This window comes from Variovorax sp. J22P240, assembly GCF_030316855.1.
Classification (GTDB): Bacteria; Pseudomonadota; Gammaproteobacteria; order Burkholderiales; family Burkholderiaceae_C; genus Variovorax.
Map to the genome: position 1 here is coordinate 33,296 of NZ_JASZYR010000001.1, position 15,626 is coordinate 48,921.

Here is a 15,626-nt window from a genome sequence, read left to right on the forward strand (position 1 = left end):
CGGCACCAAAACGAGGGACGGGGCAGGGCGCGCGAGCGCCTTGCCCCGCGAACCGGAGGAGACGAAAAAATGAAGCCGATCTGGACCGAGCTGAAGCCGTTGTTGTTCCATCTGGCGCTGTTCTCGTTCGTCATCAATCTGCTGTACCTGGTGCCTGCGCTGTTCATGCTGCAGGTCTTCGATCGGGTGCTGCCCACCAACAGCCGGGAGACGCTGTGGGTCTTGCTGGCGGGCGTCGGGGCTGCGCTGGCCATCCTGTTCGCGCTCGACTACGTGCGGCTGCGCCTGCAGCACCTCATCGGCAACATCGTCGATGAGCGGCTGTCGCCACCGGTGGTGCATGCGGTCGTCACCGCTGCCGCCCGCTCGCCGCTTCATGCGCGGCCCGATGCGATGCGCGACATCGCCACGTTGCGGAGTCTGTTCTCGGCCAACGGATTGACGGCACTGATGGATGCGCCGTGGATCGTGGTCTACGTGGCCGTCATCGCCGTCTTTCATCCGGCGCTGGGCTGGGGCGCCGCCGGGGCCGCAGCTCTGATGATCGGACTGGCTTGGCTCAACGATCGCATGAACCGCAAGGCGCTGGACGCGGTGCAGAAAGAAGCGCGCCAAGCGTCGCGCTACGTGGAAGGGTCGCTTCGCAACGCCGAGGTGCTTCAGGCCATGGGAATGACCGAGCGCTTGCTGGGCCGCTGGCGCAAGCAGCAGGACGAGGCGCTTGCCCTACAAGCGAGCACCAGCCACGCGAGCGTCAGCTTCAGCGCCGCGTCGAAATTCCTGCGCCAGGCCGTGCAGGTCATGATGATGTCGATCGGCGCCTACCTGGTTCTCACGCAGGCGGCCTCCGCGGGCGTGATGATCGCCACCACCGTGCTGCTCGGCCGCGCATTGCAGCCGGTGGAGCAGATCGTCGGCAGTTGGCGCGTGCTGAACGAAGCGCGTTCGGCCTACCGTCGCTTGCGGGATCTGTGCGGCCACTTCAAGGACGAGCCGCGCATGTCGCTGCCTCGGCCGGTGGGCCATGTGCGGGTCAACGGGCTCTCGTTCCGCCCGCCCGGCACGGAGAAGCTGGCGCTGTCAGGCGTATCGCTGAACCTCGCTGCAGGCGAAGCGCTGGCCATCATCGGGCCGAGCGCGGCCGGCAAGTCCACCCTGGCGCGCCTCCTGACGGGCATCTGGCAGCCGACCATCGGATCGATACGGCTCGACGGGACGGACCTGTCGACCTGGTCGCGGCAGGAACTCGGGCCCTGGATCGGCTACGTCCCGCAGGACGTGGAGTTGTTCGACGGCACGGTGGCCGACAACATCGGCCGTCTCGCGGAGCCGGATTCCGAAGCGGTCATTGCCGCCGCCAAGCGGGCCAACGCCCACGACATGATCGTGCAACTGCCGATGGGCTACGACACGCCCATCGGTGACGGCGGAGCGCGCCTGTCGCCCGGCCAGCGCCAGCGCATCGCGCTGGCCCGCGCGATGTACGGCGACGTGCGCCTGCTGGTGCTCGACGAGCCGAATGCGAGCCTGGACGCCGAGGGCGAGATTGCACTGGCGCATGCACTCAGCAGCCTGCGCGCCGAAGGCGTCACGTCGATCGTGGTCACGCACCGTCCTTCGCTGGTCGCGCACGTGGACAAGATCCTCATCCTCGATGCGGGCCAGGTGAAGCAGTTCGGGCCGGCCGGGGAGGTGATGAAGTCGATGCAGAAGCAATCGCAGGCAGCGCTCAACGAGCGCGCTGCATGAAGGCTGGAGGCAAGATCAAATGACGCACGCACAGGCTTTACCACTCGGCGGCATGGCGCCGCGGCGCCAGAGCAGCGAACAGCAGATCAGGCGCCTCGTGCGCATGGGGCTGTGGACGGTGCTTGGCATCGTCGTTCCACTGGCCGCGTGGGTCGGGCTCGCCCCGCTGGCGATGGCGGTAGTGGCTCCGGCGCACGTCAAGGTGGACTTGAACCGGCGGCCCGTGCAGCACTTGGAAGGCGGCATCGTCCGCCAGGTCCTCGTTCGCGACGGGCAACTCGTCAAGGAAGGCGAGCCGCTGGTCATCATGGGCGATGTGGGCGTCGACGCCGACCGCAACCGGCTGACCTATCGCCTGGCGGTGGAGCGCACGACACTGGAGCGGCTCGACGCGGAGCAGCGTCGTGCCGGCAAGCTGGTGTTCTCCGAGAGCCTGCGGGCCGAGGCGCAAAAGGATCCTCGCCTGCAGGACGCGATGGCCAAGGAATCGGCCCTGTTTTCCGCGCGTCTGCATTCGCTGAGCAGCGAGCTGGCTCTGATGAAGCAACTGCGTCAGCGCGTGCAGCAGGAAATCGGGGCGCTGGAGGCGCAGGGCACCAGGGCGCAGGAGTCCCTCGCGCTCCAGCAGCGCGACCTCGAGGCCAATCGCGACCTGGTTCGAGAGGGCTTCGTCTCGACCGCACGAATCAACCAGATGGAAGCATCGGTGGCCGACTACACGTCGAAGCTGGAGGAGCGCCGCTCCGAACTCGCACGCGGCCACGGGCGACTGATCGACGCCGACATCAAGAGCAATTCGATCGTTAATGAATACCTCCGCTCGGCCAGCGACCAACTCAAGACAGCGGTGGCCCGGGTCAGCGAGATCGAGCAGGAGTTGCGCAAGTCCGACGACGCCACCACGCGCCAGGTTGTCCTGGCGCCCGCGGCCGGCGAGATCATCGACTTGAAGTTCACCTCGCCGGGCGCGGTCGTGCGGCCCGGCGAAGCCATCGCGGAGATCGTGCCGAGCAACACCGCGCTGATGATCGAGGCGCAGATCCGCCCGGAAGAAGTCAACAACGTCATGGTGGGGCAGAGCGCCCGCATCAAGTTCACTGCCTTCAAATACCGCAACGCCACGATGGTGACGGGCAAGGTCACCTATGTATCGGGAGACCGGTTCACAGACAAGGCGACTCAGCTGCCTTACTACAGCGTCTCCGTCCTCGCCGACCCGGAGTCGGTGAAGGCGGTCGGTGACCTGAAGATGCAGGCCGGCATGCCGGCCGAGGTCTACATCGACGGTGGATTCCAGACCGCGCTTCAGTACCTGCTGGACCCGGTCACTTCCACATTGCGCAGGGCGGCCCGGCAGATGTGAGGCGCCGCCGGAAACCGGACCTCGGCGCGCAGGCCGCCCAGCGGTGATTCGAGCAGACGCACCACCGCGTGGTGTGCCTGCGCCACCGCCTGCACGATCGCCAGCCCGAGCCCCACGCCGTGAGCATCGACGCGGCCGAGGCGGTTGAAGCGCTGGAACGCTTCGGCATGCCGGCTGGCAGGGATGCCGGGGCCGGAATCATCGACGGTGAGCAGGATGGCCTGGGTGTTCAGCACACTGCCGACTTCGATGCGCCCGCCGGCGGGCGTGAAGCGGATCGCGTTGACGAGCAGGTTGTGCATCAACATGTGCAGGCCGAGCTCGACAGCCAGCAGCTCGTCCACCTCGAATCGCGCCTTCAGCGTGACGTCGCGTTCAGCCGCCGTCGGACCGAGTTCGGACATCACGTTCCAGTAGACCTTTTCGAGCTTCACGGTCCCCAGGACATGCCCGCCGGCCACCGCAAGGCTGTCGATGCGGGCGAGATCGAGCAGCCGGTCCAGAAGGTAGCTGGCCTGGTCGATGCCCGACATCAGGCCGCGCAGGGAAGCCGACAGCTCCTGCGGCGAACCGGCCAGCGTGGCGGCCAACTGGGCCTGCGCGCGCAGGCCGGCCAGCGGCGTGCGCATCTCGTGCGCCGCAATGGCCGTGAATTCCCGCTCGACAGACAACGTCTGCCTGAAGCGGCCGAACAGGGCATTGATCGAATCGACCATGGGCTTGAGTTCAGCGGGTGGGTTCGTCGCATTCAACTCCGTGAGGTCGAGCACATGGCGTTCCCGAAGCTCGGTAGCGTAGCCGTCGACGGAGTGAAGGGCGCGGTTGAGAAACCACCAGGTGCTCACGAAGATCAGCAGGAGCGGAATCGCCAGGAAGGTGAGGAAGTAGCCGGTGGTGATGCCGACAGCGGCTTCCCGGTCGCGCATGCGCTCTGCGATCTGAATGACCATGCCGGCTTGCTTGGCCGCTTCGGCGTAGGTCCGGACGTCCTCTCCATCCACCATCGCTTCGCCGAAGCCACGCTCGGCAAGGGGCCGCATCGGTCCGCCCGAGGGCGCCTTGTGACTTTGGTGCAGCAGCCGTCCGTCGAGTGACCAGACCTGGTAGTGATAGCGCGTGCCGAGCGAACTCTCGGTTTGCCTGACCGCGTCGCCGAGGCCTTGGGTGAAGCCTTCCTCTTCGATCTCGTGCTCTGCGAATGCGAGTACCGTGTTCGCCAGCGTGACGAGCCGGGCATCCAGCACATTCCTGTCGGAGATCTGATCGGCCCGGTGCATGGCGACGCCGCCCGCCAGCAAGGTCGCGGTGCAGACAAAGAGCGCGATCGCCGTCACGCGGCGGCGCAAGGACCACGAAGCGATGGGCCTATTCATTCCGGACTCGTGGCTCGGGTCCGAGTTGATACCCGACGCCTCGCACCGTCTGAATCAGATCCTGCGAGAACTTGCGCCGCAAGTAATGAATGTGGACCTCGACCGCATTGCTCTCGACCTCGGCGTCGAAGGTGTAGAGCGCCTCCTCGATCTGGGCGCGCGAAAGCACTTGGTTCTTGCGGCGCACCAGGATTTCCAGCAGCCAGAACTCCTTGTTGGTCAACGGTACGACTTCGCCATGCCACGTTGCCATGCGGTGCGAGGGGTACAGCTTCAACGGGCCGTGCTCCGGCTCGGCCGAGCCGGGCGCCTTGCCGTGTACCCGACGCAACACCGCCCTGACTCGCGAGGCCACTTCGTCCAGGTCTAGAGGTTTGACCATGTAATCGTCAGCACCCATGTCGAGCAGACGTACCCGATCCTCGATGCCGCACCGTGCCGTGATCACGATCACCGAAACGGGGATGCCACGCGTGCGAATGTTCTTGAGGACTACGTCCCCGGAGGCATCGGGCAAACCGAGGTCGAGGAGGACGCAGTCGTAGTTGCAGGACGCGAGCGAAGAAAGGATCTCCTTACCTGAACGGGTCCAGTCCACGGCGTAGCCGGCCCGCACCAGACCCTTGTGAACGGCCGATCCGAGTAGCTCGCTGTCCTCGACCAAGAGCAGGCGCATGGATTCTCCAGACAGTGTGAGACCTTTCGAGCAGCGGATCCCGAGCGGCAGCGGCGCACAGCCCGGGCAGCAGCGCGGGTTCGTCGCTCGCCGCCTTGAGGCGAGTGAGGACAACCGGTGGGCTTGTGGTGAACGCGACTGGGCAGCCTGCGCGATAAGACGCAGTCGCGCGATGGCGCTATAGACGGAGCTTGTGTCGTCGCCCGCGCAGATAGCGCAGGGCCGTGGCGCGCGAAGGTCGGGCGCTGGGATCCGCACCGGTGGGGCGCCGGTCGGACCCTGATCGAAAGATGACTTTCGACGAGTGCATTTTTGTCTCCTCCGGACATAGATCTTCTCTGGACCGATGTCGGCTCGCCGACGATCGCCTGCTTGCGCGGCGACCAGCGGTGGTCGAGTGCCGCATTGCTTTACGCAACCAGCGGTATCAAATGTATGGAAGGTTATGAGAAATAGCAAACCTTTTTTCTTACTATTTGATACCTGACCGAAAGCTGACTTTCGCGATTTCCAGCCGCTACGCGGGGCGCAGCACGATGCGCGCTTCGAAGCCGCTGGCCGCGCCATGCGGGGGCGAAGTCAGTTCCAGCCGTGCGCCCAGTTTCTCGACGATGGTGACGACGATCGACAGCCCGAGCCCGTAGCCGGCGCGATCGGACCCGTGGCGCACGTGGCGCTGTTGCAATGTGCGCAACTGTTCGGGGCTGACACCGGGGCCGAAGTCGCGTACCGACAGCGTGCAGGGCGCCATCACCTCGATCACGACGCGCCCGTTGCCGTAGCGAAGCGCGTTTTCGATCAGGTTGCGCAGCGCGATCGCCAGTGCGTCGACATCGCCGAGCGCCATCGGCGGTTCGTCCTCGGGCACTTTCAGCTTGAGGCGCTCGTTCGCACGGGGGTCCTGCCAGAACTCCTGCGCGACCGTGCCAGCCAGTTGGACCAGGTCGATCTTCGCGCGCGTCAACGAGGCGCCGGATTCGGCCCTCGAGAGCTGCAGCAGCTTCTCGGTGCGATGGCCGAGCACCTGCAAGGCCTCGAGCGCGGCCAGGACCTCGTCGCGCTTCAGGTCGTGTTCGAGCGCGGTCTGCAGTCGCAGCCGCGCGGCCGCGAGAGGCGTGCGAAGTTCGTGCGCCGCATTCGCCGCCAGCGCCCGCTCGACGTCGAGCGATTGCGAGAGTCGTTCGAGCAATTGATTGACGTGGTCGCCGACAGAGCGGAGTTCCTTGGGCAGTCCGGGGAGCTGAATCGGGCGCAGGTCGGTGCCGCTGCGTTGCTCGATCTCACCGGCGAGTTGCTGCAGCACGCGCAGCTCTGTGCGCGCAACGTTGCGCAGGACGAGCGCCAGCAAGGGAAGCACTGCGCCCAGCGGAATGATCAGGCCCAGCAGCGTGCGATTGAGCGCGGTGCGGCGCTCGTCCAGCGGATCGGCGACCTGGAAGAACAGGTCGCGCGAAGGATGCCGCACGGTGTAGATGCGCCAGGGCTCGGTGTTGGCGAAGCCGGGCGCGAGCGGTACGTCGAAGGCGTCGACGGGCGCCTCGGCGGAACGCAGCAGCACGCGCTCGTGCGTGTCGACCACCTGGTAGATGACGGCATCGGTCGAGAAGAGTTGCGGCGGTGCGATCAGCGGGGAGCGTGCGTCGGGGTTTTCATGCCGGAGTTTTTCGAGTTCTTGAACGGCCATGTCGAACATGCGGTGCGAGACTTCCACCAGCTCGTTATCGAAGTTGTGATTGATTTCCCGGTCCACATACCAGACCACGCCGAGCACGCACAGGAGCCAGACCCCGCCCACCCAGACGATGAGCGTGCGCGTGAGACGGCCTGCGAGCGAATCGCGCCGCCCCAGCGGTTCGAGGCCGGCCTGCCTCAAGAACCTGAAATTCATTCGTCTTCTTCTTCCGGCGCAAACGACAGCCGGTAGCCCAGTCCGCGCAAGGTCTGGATGTGGTTGCGGCCGAGCTTGCGTCGCAGGCGGCTGATGAAGACTTCGAGCGTGTTGCTGTCGGCTTCGTCGCCAAAGCCGTAGAGCGCGTCGGCGAGGTTCTCGCGCGTGTGGATGCGGTCGGGGCGCGTCGCCATCACGCGCAGCAGTGCCCATTCCTTTTGCGTGAGCGTGACGGGCATTCCGTCCTTGCGCACCATGTCGCGCCCCAGGTCGATCTCCAGCGTGCCGAGATGCAGCACCGGAGAGCTGCTGGCGCTGCGTCTGCGCTCCACGGCGCGCAAGCGTGCCAGCAGTTCGGCGGGGTCGTAGGGCTTGATCAGGTAGTCGTCGGCGCCGGCGTCCAGGCCGCGAATGCGGTCGGTGACCTGGTCGCGCGCGGTCAACACGATCACGATGGGGCGCTCGCGCAACGCACGCACGGTCGGCAGCAAGGACAGGCCGTCGCCATCGCCCAGGTGCAGGTCGAGCAGCACGGCGGCGTATTGCACGGCGGTAAGCGCGGCGCGCGCATGCGCGAGGCTGGGTGCCACATCGACCACGAAGGCCTTGGCCTCCAAGTAGCTGCACACGGCGCTCGCCAGCGCGGTGTCGTCTTCGACCAGCAATATGCGCACGGCGCCATCCTTTCAAAAGTGAGGAGTCTAGTGCTGCTTCAGGCTAGGTTCAGCCGGTGAAACTAAGCTGGCGGCCTTCATGACCCGCTCTGCCGTCTCCAGCTCCAGCCCCCTCGTTTCCACACTTCTGGCTCTGACCCTGCTGCTCATTTGGGACGCGGCCGGCCTCGACGTCGCGCTGGCCTCCTGGGCGGGCACGCCGATGGGCTTTCCGTGGCGCGAGCACTGGTTCCTGGTCAAGGTGATGCACGAGGGCGCCCGGTCCTTGAGCTGGGTGCTGGTCATTGCGCTCTTCATTTCCATTCGGTGGCCGGTCTGGATCCTTCGCCGGTTGAGTGCGGGTGAGCGCGCGCAGCTTGCGGCGACCACGCTGGCTTCGGTCATGGTCGTTTCCCTCATCAAGTACACCAGCACCACCAGTTGCCCCTGGGACCTGCAGGCCTTCGGCGGCGCGGCGCACTACGTCTCGCACTGGGCCTGGGGCGTGCGCGACGGAGGCGGCGGCAACTGCTTCCCGGCGGGCCACGCATCCGCCGGGTTCGCTTACCTCGGAGGCTACTTCGTCTTCCGACGCTCGTCCCCCGGCGTCGCCCGAGTGTGGCTTGCATGCGCGGCGGCGGCGGGGCTGGCGCTGGGTTTGTCGCAGCAGTTTCGCGGTGCCCACTACATGAGCCACACGCTGTGGACAGCCTGGGTGTGCTGGGTGACGGCCTTCGCCATCGATGCGCTGGTCTGGCAGGCGTCGAGCTTGCGTCAGCGGCGGTTGACTTCGACCGTGACGTGAGCCAGTTCATCATGAACGCCTAGCAACTGCCGAAAAAAGTCCGGTGTGGCCGCGGTGGCGCCTTCCACGGCCAGCGCAACGATGCAGGCGTACTTTCCCTTGCCGACGCGCCAGACATGCAGGTCGGTGATCTCGGCCGCGACGGGGCTGGTCTCGATCACCTCGCGGATTTCGGCCACCACGGGGGCATCCATCTCGGCATCGAGCAGCACGCGGCCGCTGTCGCGCAACAGCCCCCACGCCCAGGACGCCACCAGGCCGGCGCCGACGATGCCCATCGCCGGGTCGAGCCAACTGGCGCCCCACAGCTTGCCGCCGAACAGCGCGGCGATGGCCAGCACGGATGTGGCCGCGTCCGCCAGCACATGCAGGTAGGCCGACCTCAGGTTCAGGTCGTGTTGATGCCCGTGTTCTTCGTGGCCATGGTGGTGGTGGTGATGGTGCTCGTGTCCATGATGGTCGTGTTCGCCTTTGAGCAGCCAGGCGCAGATGAGGTTGACCGCAAGTCCGACCAGCGCGATGGCGATGGCTTCGTCGTAGTGGATGGGGGAGGGCGAAATCAGGCGCTCGACGGACTGGAACAGCATCAGCCCGGCGACCCCGACGAGGAACACCGCACTGGTGTAGCCACCAAGGATCTCGATTTTCCAGGTGCCGAAAGCGAAGCGTTTGTCCTGGGCAAAGCGGCGAGCCGCGGCATACGCGGCGACCGAGAGACCCAATGCCACCGTGTGCGAACTCATGTGCCAGCCGTCGGCCAGCAGGGCCATCGAGTTGAACATCCAGCCGCCTGCGATCTCCGCGACCATCATGATTGCGGTGAGCGCCACGGCCCACAGCGTGTTTCGCTCGGCCAAAGGGTTGCCTTGGTCGAACACGTGGGAATGCTGCCAGTCCGCAGCGGAATGGAAGGGGTGAATGGGCGTCGGCCGCTGGGTCATGGCTCGTACTTTACCCAGCATTGCCAAAGCTGAATGAAACCTGATCGATCCATTCAGCGAGTTTTCAGTCCTGCTTTCTAGTCTCGTGGGATGTCCGGTTCCCACGTGCAATCCAAGTCCCTTCCCCATGATCGCGTCTCCCACGGCGCCTCCATCGACTTCCCCTCGACGATTCCGTTCGTTGGACTCTGGGAGGCCATCGACAGCGGGTTCGCGCGCCCGCGTTCGCCGCGTACCATCGTCGTCTGGCTGACGCTCTATCTCGCCCTCGCCGCCAACTTGCCGCTGTGGGGCGAACTCGCGCGCATCGGCGGTGCGCCGAGCGTGTACCTGCCCACCATCGCGCTCATGGCCTTGCTCACCGTGTGCGGCACCGTGGCCATTCTGTCGTTCACGGCCTGGACGCGCTGGATGAAGCCGCTCTGGTTCGGCGTCGTGGTGCTTGCCGCCGTGGTGCAGCACTACATGCTGAGTTATCGGGTGGTGATGGATCCCAGCATGCTGGCCAATGCGCTGCAGACCGATCCCAACGAAGCGCGCGACCTGATGAGCTGGCGCATGGTGTTCAACGTGCTGCTGGTCTGCGTGTTGCCCGCATGGGCCCTGTGGCGCGTGCGCGTCCGGCCGCAGCGCTTTGTCGCGCAGGCCTGGCGCAATGGAGTGCTGTTGCTGGCTGTCGCCGCCATTGCCGCAGGCGGAGCGCTCGCGATGAATCGGCAACTCGCGCCGCTGATGCGCAACAACGTGCATCTGCGCTACATGATGAATCCGATGGCGAGCATCTACTCGGCCGCGACGGTGGCGATCCGGCCGATGTTCAAGCACAGCCGGAAGCTCGTCCCTGTGGCCGGTGGCGCTGCGCTGGGCGCGAGCTATGCGGGTCAGCCCAGGCCGCCGCTGTTCGTGCTGGTGGTGGGCGAGACGGCGCGTGCCGATCACTTCGGGCTCAACGGCTACGTACGCGACACCACGCCCGAACTTGCGGCGCGGCGCGTGTTGAGCTACCGCGACGTGCATTCCTGCGGCACCAACACTTTGGCCTCTGTGCCTTGCATGTTCTCCCCGCTGGGCAAGCAGGGTTTCGAGGGGCGCAAGAACGAGTATGAAAACCTCATGGACGTGCTGCAGGCTTCCGGCCTCGCCGTGTTCTGGCTCGACAACCAGGCGGGCGGCTGCAAGGGCGTCTGCGACCGCGTTCCGCATGCGTCGGCTTTCGAGCATCTCGATCCGAGCGTGCAAGCCGCGCTCTGCGATGGCGACGAGTGCCTGGACGACGTGATGCTCCGAGGCCTGGACGAGCGCCTTGCCGCACTGCCCGCCGAGCGTCGCGCCAAGGGCGTGGTGCTGGTGATGCATCAGATGGGAAGCCACGGGCCGTCGTACTTCAAGCGCTCCTCGCCGGACGTGAAGCGCTTCCTGCCCGAGTGCAAGACGAACGCGCTGGCCGAATGCAGCCATGCCGAGCTGGTCAACGGCTATGACAACTCCATCGCCTACACCGACCGCTTCCTCGGCAAGACGATCGACTGGCTCAAGGGCCAGAGCCGGCGCTTCGACCCTGCGCTCCTCTACCTGAGCGACCACGGCGAATCATTGGGTGAGTACGGGCTGTTCCTGCACGGCGTGCCCTACGGTTTCGCGCCCGAGGTGCAGAAGCACGTTCCGATGGTGACCTGGTTCAGCGATGGCATGAAGGCGCGGCGCAAGTTGTCGATCTCTTGCATGGAGGCAGGCGTCGATGCACCGCTCAGCCACGACAACCTCTATCACACCGTGCTGGGCTTGATGGACGTGAGGACGCCCACCTACAAGTCCACGCTCGATGCGCTGGCGTCCTGCCGCGGGGATAACGTCGCGAGCAACTGAACGCGGTGGCGGCGTTCAACCAGGCTTCTTCTCGCGCGGCAGCCGGCCCATCAGGAAGAATTCCGGATTCGGCTGCATGCCGCTGAAGCTGGCCATGCGGTTGGAAAGACCGAAGAGCGCGGTGATGGCGGCGATGTCCCAGATGTCGTCGTCGCTGAAGCCGTGCGCATGCAGCGGTGGGAAATCGTTCTCGTCGAGTTCGTGCGAGCGCTCGCAGACTTTCATGGCGAACTCGAGCATGGCCCGTTGGCGCGGGGTGATGTCGGCCTTTCGCCAGTTGACGGCGACCTGATCGGCCACCAGCGGCTTCTTCTCGTAGATGCGCAGCAGCGCGCCGTGCGCCACCACGCAGTAGAGGCATTGGTTGGCCGCACTGGTGGCGGTGACGATCATCTCGCGGTCGCCCTTGGTGAGCGAGCCTTCTTCCTTGAGCATCAGTGCGTCGTGGTACGCGAAGAAGGCGCGCCATTCGGCCGGCCGGCGCGCGAGCGCGAGGAACACGTTGGGCACGAAGCCGGCCTTCTCCTGCACGTCGAGCACCGCGGCGCGGATGTCGTCGGGCAGATCCTTGAGTTCAGCCAGGGGGTAGCGTTCGGACATGGATGTCTCCTGGGATGTGGGGGACGAGGCCAATCATAGGAGCGCTGGGCCGCTGCCCGCTGCCAGGACCGCGAGGTCGCTTTCGTCCTTCAGGTCGATGCCGGTCAGGCTTCGGCGCAGGGATTCGCGCACGAGCCAGGCGAGCTTGAAAGCCGCTGCCGGATAGGCCAGGCCCTCGGGTCGAACGTTCGAGATGCAGTTGCGCTCTGCGTCATGCCGACCTCGTCTTGGCGCGTGCGTGATGTAGATCCCCAGGCTGTCAGGCGAACTGAGGCCGGGCCGCTCGCCGATCAGCATGATCGACAGCCGCGAGCCGAAGGCCTCCGCAATCTCGTCCGCAAGGGCGACCCGGGCTTGCGATGCGATCACGATCGGCGTCAGCGAAAGCGCGGTCGGCAGGTGCTGCCGCAGCGCGGCCAGCAGCGGCACGGCATGACGGCTCACGGCCAGCGAGGAAAGTCCGTCGCCGATCACGATGCACACGTCCCGGGGTTGCCCGGCCTTCGCCGTCAGACGCGATGCGTCGTCAGGGTCCAACTGCCGGCCCAGGTCCGGCCGACGCAGATAGGCCGTTCGGTCCGGTGCGCGGCTGTGGACCTGAGCGACCTCCCAGCCATCCGCATGCAGCGACGCTTCGAGCGCCTCGACGTCCAGCGCGGCATGGATCGCATCGCGCGCCATCGCATGCGCCCAGCCGAAGCGCAGGACTTCGTCGGTCGGCATGCCGGCGCCCGCGCGGCCGAGTGCGAGGCGCGCTGGCGTCGCGTGACGCCAATCGGCCCAGGGGCTGTGTGTGACAGGGTCGTCCTTCATGGGGCCAGCGCCTTCAGGTTGTTCATGTCCGCGAGAAGCCGGTTGGAGCAGGGCGCTTGCAGACGGCCCGCAATATCCGTGATGCGCATGCGCTGCAGCCAGCCCTCGAACTCGGGCGCGCGCTTCAGTCCCATCGTTTCGCGCAGGAACAGCGCATCGTGGAACGAGGTGCTCTGGTAGTTGAGCATCACGTCATCCGCGCCCGGCACGCCCATGATGAAGTTGATGCCGGCCGTGCCGAGCAGCACCAGCAGCGTATCCATGTCGTCCTGGTCGGCTTCGGCATGGTTGGTGTAGCAGACGTCGCAGCCCAGCGGCAGGCCGAGGAGCTTGCCGCAGAAGTGATCCTCCAGGCCCGCGCGAATGATCTGCTTGCCGTCGTACAGGTATTCGGGGCCGATGAAGCCGACCACCGTATTGATGAGCAGCGGCTTGTAGCGCCGCGCGAGCGCATAGGCGCGTGCCTCGCAGGTCTGCTGGTCGACGCCGAAGTTGGCGTCGGCCGAGAGCGCGCTGCCCTGGCCGGTCTCGAAGTACATGAGGTTCTCGCCGACCGTGCCGCGCTTCAGCGAAAGAGCTGCCGCGTAGGCCTCGTCGAGCAACTCGGGCGTCACGCCGAAGGAGCGGTTGGTCTTCTCGGTGCCGCCGATCGACTGGAACACCAGGTCGATCGGCGCGCCGGACTCGGCGAGCTTCAGGGTGTTGGTGACGTGGGTCAGCACGCAGCTCTGCGTGGGGATCTCGAAATGCTGGATCACCTCGTCGAGCATGTGCAGCAGATCGGCCAGCACGGGCATGCTGTCGGAGGCGGGGTTGAGCCCGATCACCGCGTCTCCCGCGCCCATCAGGAGACCATCCAGCATCGATGCTGCAACGCCACGCAGGTTGTCGGTGGGGTGGTTGGGCTGCAGCCGTACCGAAAGGTGGCCCGGCAATCCGATGGTGTCGCGAAAGCGTGTAACCACGCTGCACTTGCGCGCGACCGCGACCAGGTCCTGGTTGCGCATCAGCTTCGAAGCCGCGGCCGTCATCTCCGGCGTGAGCCCGGGCGCCAGCGCGGTGAGTTCGGCGGTACCCGCCTTCTCGGACAACAGCCAGTTGCGGAAGTCGCCGACGGTCAGGTGCGACACCGGCGCGAAGGCTCCCGCGTCGTGGCCGTCCATGATGAGCCGCGTGATGTTGTCGTCCTCATAGGGAACCAGCGCCTCGGAGAGGAACTGCTTCAGCGGCGTCTCAGCCAGCACGTGGCGCGCCGCCATGCGCTGCTGCGCCGTGGCGGCGCCGATCCCCGCGAGGTAGTCGCCCGAGCGGGCGGGGCTCGCGATGGCCATTACCTGCTTCAGGTCATCGAATTCGAAGACCTGCGATTCGATCGTGCTTCGATAGCGCATGGGTGTAAGAAGTGTTCAGACGGTCGTGGAAAGCATCTCGTCGGGGGCCGCCGTGCGGCGCTGCTCGGCCGTGAGCCGGAAATAGCCATAGGCCAGCGCCATGAGCACGAGGAACAACAACGTCAGCATGCCATTGAACCAGACCATTGCGCCGAGGCACACCACGCCGAGGCCCAGCGCAATGGCCGGAAACCATGGGTAGAAGGGCGCCTTGTACGTGCGCTCCAGGCCGGGTTCCGCGCGCCGCAGCTTGAAGAGGGCGGCCATCGAGATCAGGTACATCACGATCGCGCCCAGCACCGCCATGGTCACGATGTTGGCGGTAAGCGTCTGTCCGCCGAACTGCACCCACTCGTCGCTGAAGATGGCCGCCACGCCGATCACGCCGCCGGCCACCAGCGCGCGGTGCGGCGTGTTGAAGCGCGGGCTCAACGCCGCGAAAGTGGCGGGCAGGTACCCGGCGCGCGCGAGCGCGAAGATCTGCCGCGAGTAGCCCATGATGATCCCGTGGAAAGACGCGATCAGGCCGAAGAGCCCGATCCACACCAGCATGTGCAGCCAGCCACTGTTCTCGCCCACGACCGTTTTCATGGCCTGGGGCAAAGGGTCGTTGATGTTCGAGAGCTTGCGCCAGTCGCCCACGCCACCGGCGAAGATCATCACGCCGAACGCAAGCACGACGAGCGTGAGGATGCCCGTGGTGTACGCCAGCGGAATGGTGCGGTGCGGATCGCGCGCCTCTTCGGCCGCCATGGCCGCGCCTTCGATCGCGAGGAAAAACCAGATGGCGAACGGGATCGAGGCGAAGATGCCGGAGATCGCCGTGCCGTTGAGCACGTCGCCGCCGGCCCAGCCGTTGGCGACGAAGTGCGCCATCGACCAACCCGGCGTGACCACGCCCATGAACACGAGCAGTTCAAGGATCGCAAGCACCGTCACGAACAACTCGAAGGTCGCCGCGATCCGGACCCCGATCCAGTTGAGGCCGATGAAGATCACGTAGGCGCCGAGCGCGAACCACTTCGGGTTGATGCCCGGGAATTGCACGTTGAGATAGGCCCCGATGGCGAGCGCGATGGCCGGTGGTGCGAAGACGAACTCCACCAATGTCGCAAAGCCCGCCACGAAGCCGCCACTGGGCCCGAAGGCGCGCCGCGCGTACGCGAACGGACCGCCCGCATGCGGGATGGCGGTCGACAACTCGGTGAAGCTGAAGATGAAGGTCGTGTACATGGTCGCGACCAGCACCGTCGCGATCAGGAAGCCGAGCGTGCCGGCGGTGTTCCAGCCATAGCTCCAGCCGAAGTATTCGCCCGAGATCACGAGTCCGACCGCGATGGCCCAGAGCTGAATCGGGCCGAGCACCTTTTGCAGGCGGGCGGGGTGCTTGGAAGCTTCGATGCTCGACATGCGCTTTTTCCTTGGCCGGCAAAGGCAAATGGCAACGGCGTGCAAGAGCGGTGCCAGGCGGGTGGGCCCCCGGCAATAATGAACCCGTTCATCCATTC

The 15,626-nt window shown here is 65.9% G+C and carries 13 protein-coding genes; 4 read left to right on the forward strand and 9 right to left on the reverse strand.

Features of this window, described 5'->3' with window-relative positions:
• The first annotated feature begins 69 nt into the window (after window positions 1-69).
• Window positions 70-1,749 carry a type I secretion system permease/ATPase gene (locus tag QTI24_RS00150; RefSeq protein ID WP_286597579.1) on the forward strand — a complete coding sequence of 560 codons (1,680 nt, stop codon included), beginning with the start codon at window positions 70-72 and terminating at the stop codon, window positions 1,747-1,749.
• A gap of 19 nt (window positions 1,750-1,768) precedes the next feature.
• Window positions 1,769-3,112 (forward strand): HlyD family type I secretion periplasmic adaptor subunit, encoded by a 1,344-nt coding sequence (locus QTI24_RS00155; protein WP_286597580.1) that lies wholly within the window; start codon window positions 1,769-1,771, stop codon window positions 3,110-3,112.
• Here the strand turns inward: QTI24_RS00155 and QTI24_RS00160 are convergent.
• From QTI24_RS00160 to QTI24_RS00175, 4 genes are all read right to left on the reverse strand, one after another.
• Window positions 3,055-4,485, reverse strand: a complete 1,431-nt coding sequence (locus tag QTI24_RS00160; RefSeq protein ID WP_286597581.1) for a sensor histidine kinase — start codon at window positions 4,483-4,485, stop codon at window positions 3,055-3,057. The two genes, QTI24_RS00155 and QTI24_RS00160, sit on opposite strands and share 58 nt — an antisense overlap.
• On the reverse strand, window positions 4,478-5,161 hold the full coding sequence (locus tag QTI24_RS00165) for a response regulator transcription factor (RefSeq protein ID WP_286597583.1): 684 nt from the start codon (window positions 5,159-5,161) through the stop codon (window positions 4,478-4,480). Before QTI24_RS00165 ends, QTI24_RS00160 begins: the two co-directional genes overlap by 8 nt.
• 517 nt (window positions 5,162-5,678) lie before the next feature.
• Complete coding sequence (locus QTI24_RS00170) at window positions 5,679-7,049, reverse strand: sensor histidine kinase (protein WP_286597584.1); 1,371 nt, start codon at window positions 7,047-7,049, stop codon at window positions 5,679-5,681.
• On the reverse strand, window positions 7,046-7,723 hold the full coding sequence (locus QTI24_RS00175; protein WP_286597585.1) for a response regulator: 678 nt from the start codon (window positions 7,721-7,723) through the stop codon (window positions 7,046-7,048). The genes QTI24_RS00170 and QTI24_RS00175 overlap by 4 nt, the downstream gene beginning before the upstream one ends.
• Window positions 7,724-7,802: 79 nt before the next feature.
• Here QTI24_RS00175 and QTI24_RS00180 point away from each other — a divergent pair, with 79 nt between their 5' ends.
• Window positions 7,803-8,507, forward strand: a complete 705-nt coding sequence (locus QTI24_RS00180; protein WP_286597586.1) for a phosphatase PAP2 family protein — start codon at window positions 7,803-7,805, stop codon at window positions 8,505-8,507.
• Here the strand turns inward: QTI24_RS00180 and dmeF are convergent.
• Complete coding sequence (gene dmeF, locus QTI24_RS00185; protein ID WP_286597587.1) at window positions 8,477-9,448, reverse strand: CDF family Co(II)/Ni(II) efflux transporter DmeF; 972 nt, start codon at window positions 9,446-9,448, stop codon at window positions 8,477-8,479. The genes QTI24_RS00180 and dmeF overlap by 31 nt on opposite strands.
• Before the next feature lie 198 nt (window positions 9,449-9,646).
• On the opposite strand from dmeF, the gene QTI24_RS00190 reads away from it, so the two are divergent.
• Window positions 9,647-11,314, forward strand: coding sequence for a phosphoethanolamine transferase (locus QTI24_RS00190; protein WP_503011212.1), 1,668 nt, complete (start codon window positions 9,647-9,649; stop codon window positions 11,312-11,314).
• Between the two features lie 15 nt (window positions 11,315-11,329).
• Here QTI24_RS00190 and QTI24_RS00195 read toward each other — a convergent pair whose 3' ends face one another.
• The 4 genes from QTI24_RS00195 to eat are packed head-to-tail and all read right to left on the reverse strand — an operon-like array spanning window position 11,330 to window position 15,528.
• Window positions 11,330-11,914 carry a peroxidase-related enzyme gene (locus QTI24_RS00195; protein ID WP_286597588.1) on the reverse strand — a complete coding sequence of 195 codons (585 nt, stop codon included), beginning with the start codon at window positions 11,912-11,914 and terminating at the stop codon, window positions 11,330-11,332.
• A 33-nt stretch (window positions 11,915-11,947) separates the two neighbouring features.
• A complete protein-coding gene (gene eutC / locus QTI24_RS00200; protein WP_286597589.1) occupies window positions 11,948-12,727 on the reverse strand; it encodes an ethanolamine ammonia-lyase subunit EutC in 780 nt (259 codons plus the stop codon).
• Window positions 12,724-14,118 (reverse strand): ethanolamine ammonia-lyase subunit EutB, encoded by a 1,395-nt coding sequence (locus tag QTI24_RS00205; RefSeq protein WP_286597590.1) that lies wholly within the window; start codon window positions 14,116-14,118, stop codon window positions 12,724-12,726. The genes eutC and QTI24_RS00205 overlap by 4 nt, the downstream gene beginning before the upstream one ends.
• 15 nt (window positions 14,119-14,133) lie before the next feature.
• Window positions 14,134-15,528, reverse strand: coding sequence for an ethanolamine permease (gene eat, locus QTI24_RS00210; RefSeq protein WP_286597591.1), 1,395 nt, complete (start codon window positions 15,526-15,528; stop codon window positions 14,134-14,136).
• Between the last annotated feature and the right edge of the window lie 98 nt (window positions 15,529-15,626).

Bases quoted from the DNA above. Each gene is read 5' to 3' on its own strand.
- eutC (WP_286597589.1), bottom strand. From the start codon at position 12,727: ATGAAGGACGACCCTGTCACACACAGCCCCTGGGCCGATTGGCGTCAC.
- QTI24_RS00160 (WP_286597581.1), bottom strand. From the start codon at position 4,485: ATGAATAGGCCCATCGCTTCGTGGTCCTTGCGCCGCCGCGTGACGGCG.
- QTI24_RS00205 (WP_286597590.1), bottom strand. From the start codon at position 14,118: ATGCGCTATCGAAGCACGATCGAATCGCAGGTCTTCGAATTCGATGAC.
- QTI24_RS00165 (WP_286597583.1), bottom strand. From the start codon at position 5,161: ATGCGCCTGCTCTTGGTCGAGGACAGCGAGCTACTCGGATCGGCCGTT.
- QTI24_RS00195 (WP_286597588.1), bottom strand. From the start codon at position 11,914: ATGTCCGAACGCTACCCCCTGGCTGAACTCAAGGATCTGCCCGACGAC.
- QTI24_RS00150 (WP_286597579.1), top strand. From the start codon at position 70: ATGAAGCCGATCTGGACCGAGCTGAAGCCGTTGTTGTTCCATCTGGCG.
- QTI24_RS00170 (WP_286597584.1), bottom strand. From the start codon at position 7,049: ATGAATTTCAGGTTCTTGAGGCAGGCCGGCCTCGAACCGCTGGGGCGG.
- QTI24_RS00155 (WP_286597580.1), top strand. From the start codon at position 1,769: ATGACGCACGCACAGGCTTTACCACTCGGCGGCATGGCGCCGCGGCGC.
- QTI24_RS00180 (WP_286597586.1), top strand. From the start codon at position 7,803: ATGACCCGCTCTGCCGTCTCCAGCTCCAGCCCCCTCGTTTCCACACTT.
- dmeF (WP_286597587.1), bottom strand. From the start codon at position 9,448: ATGACCCAGCGGCCGACGCCCATTCACCCCTTCCATTCCGCTGCGGAC.
- eat (WP_286597591.1), bottom strand. From the start codon at position 15,528: ATGTCGAGCATCGAAGCTTCCAAGCACCCCGCCCGCCTGCAAAAGGTG.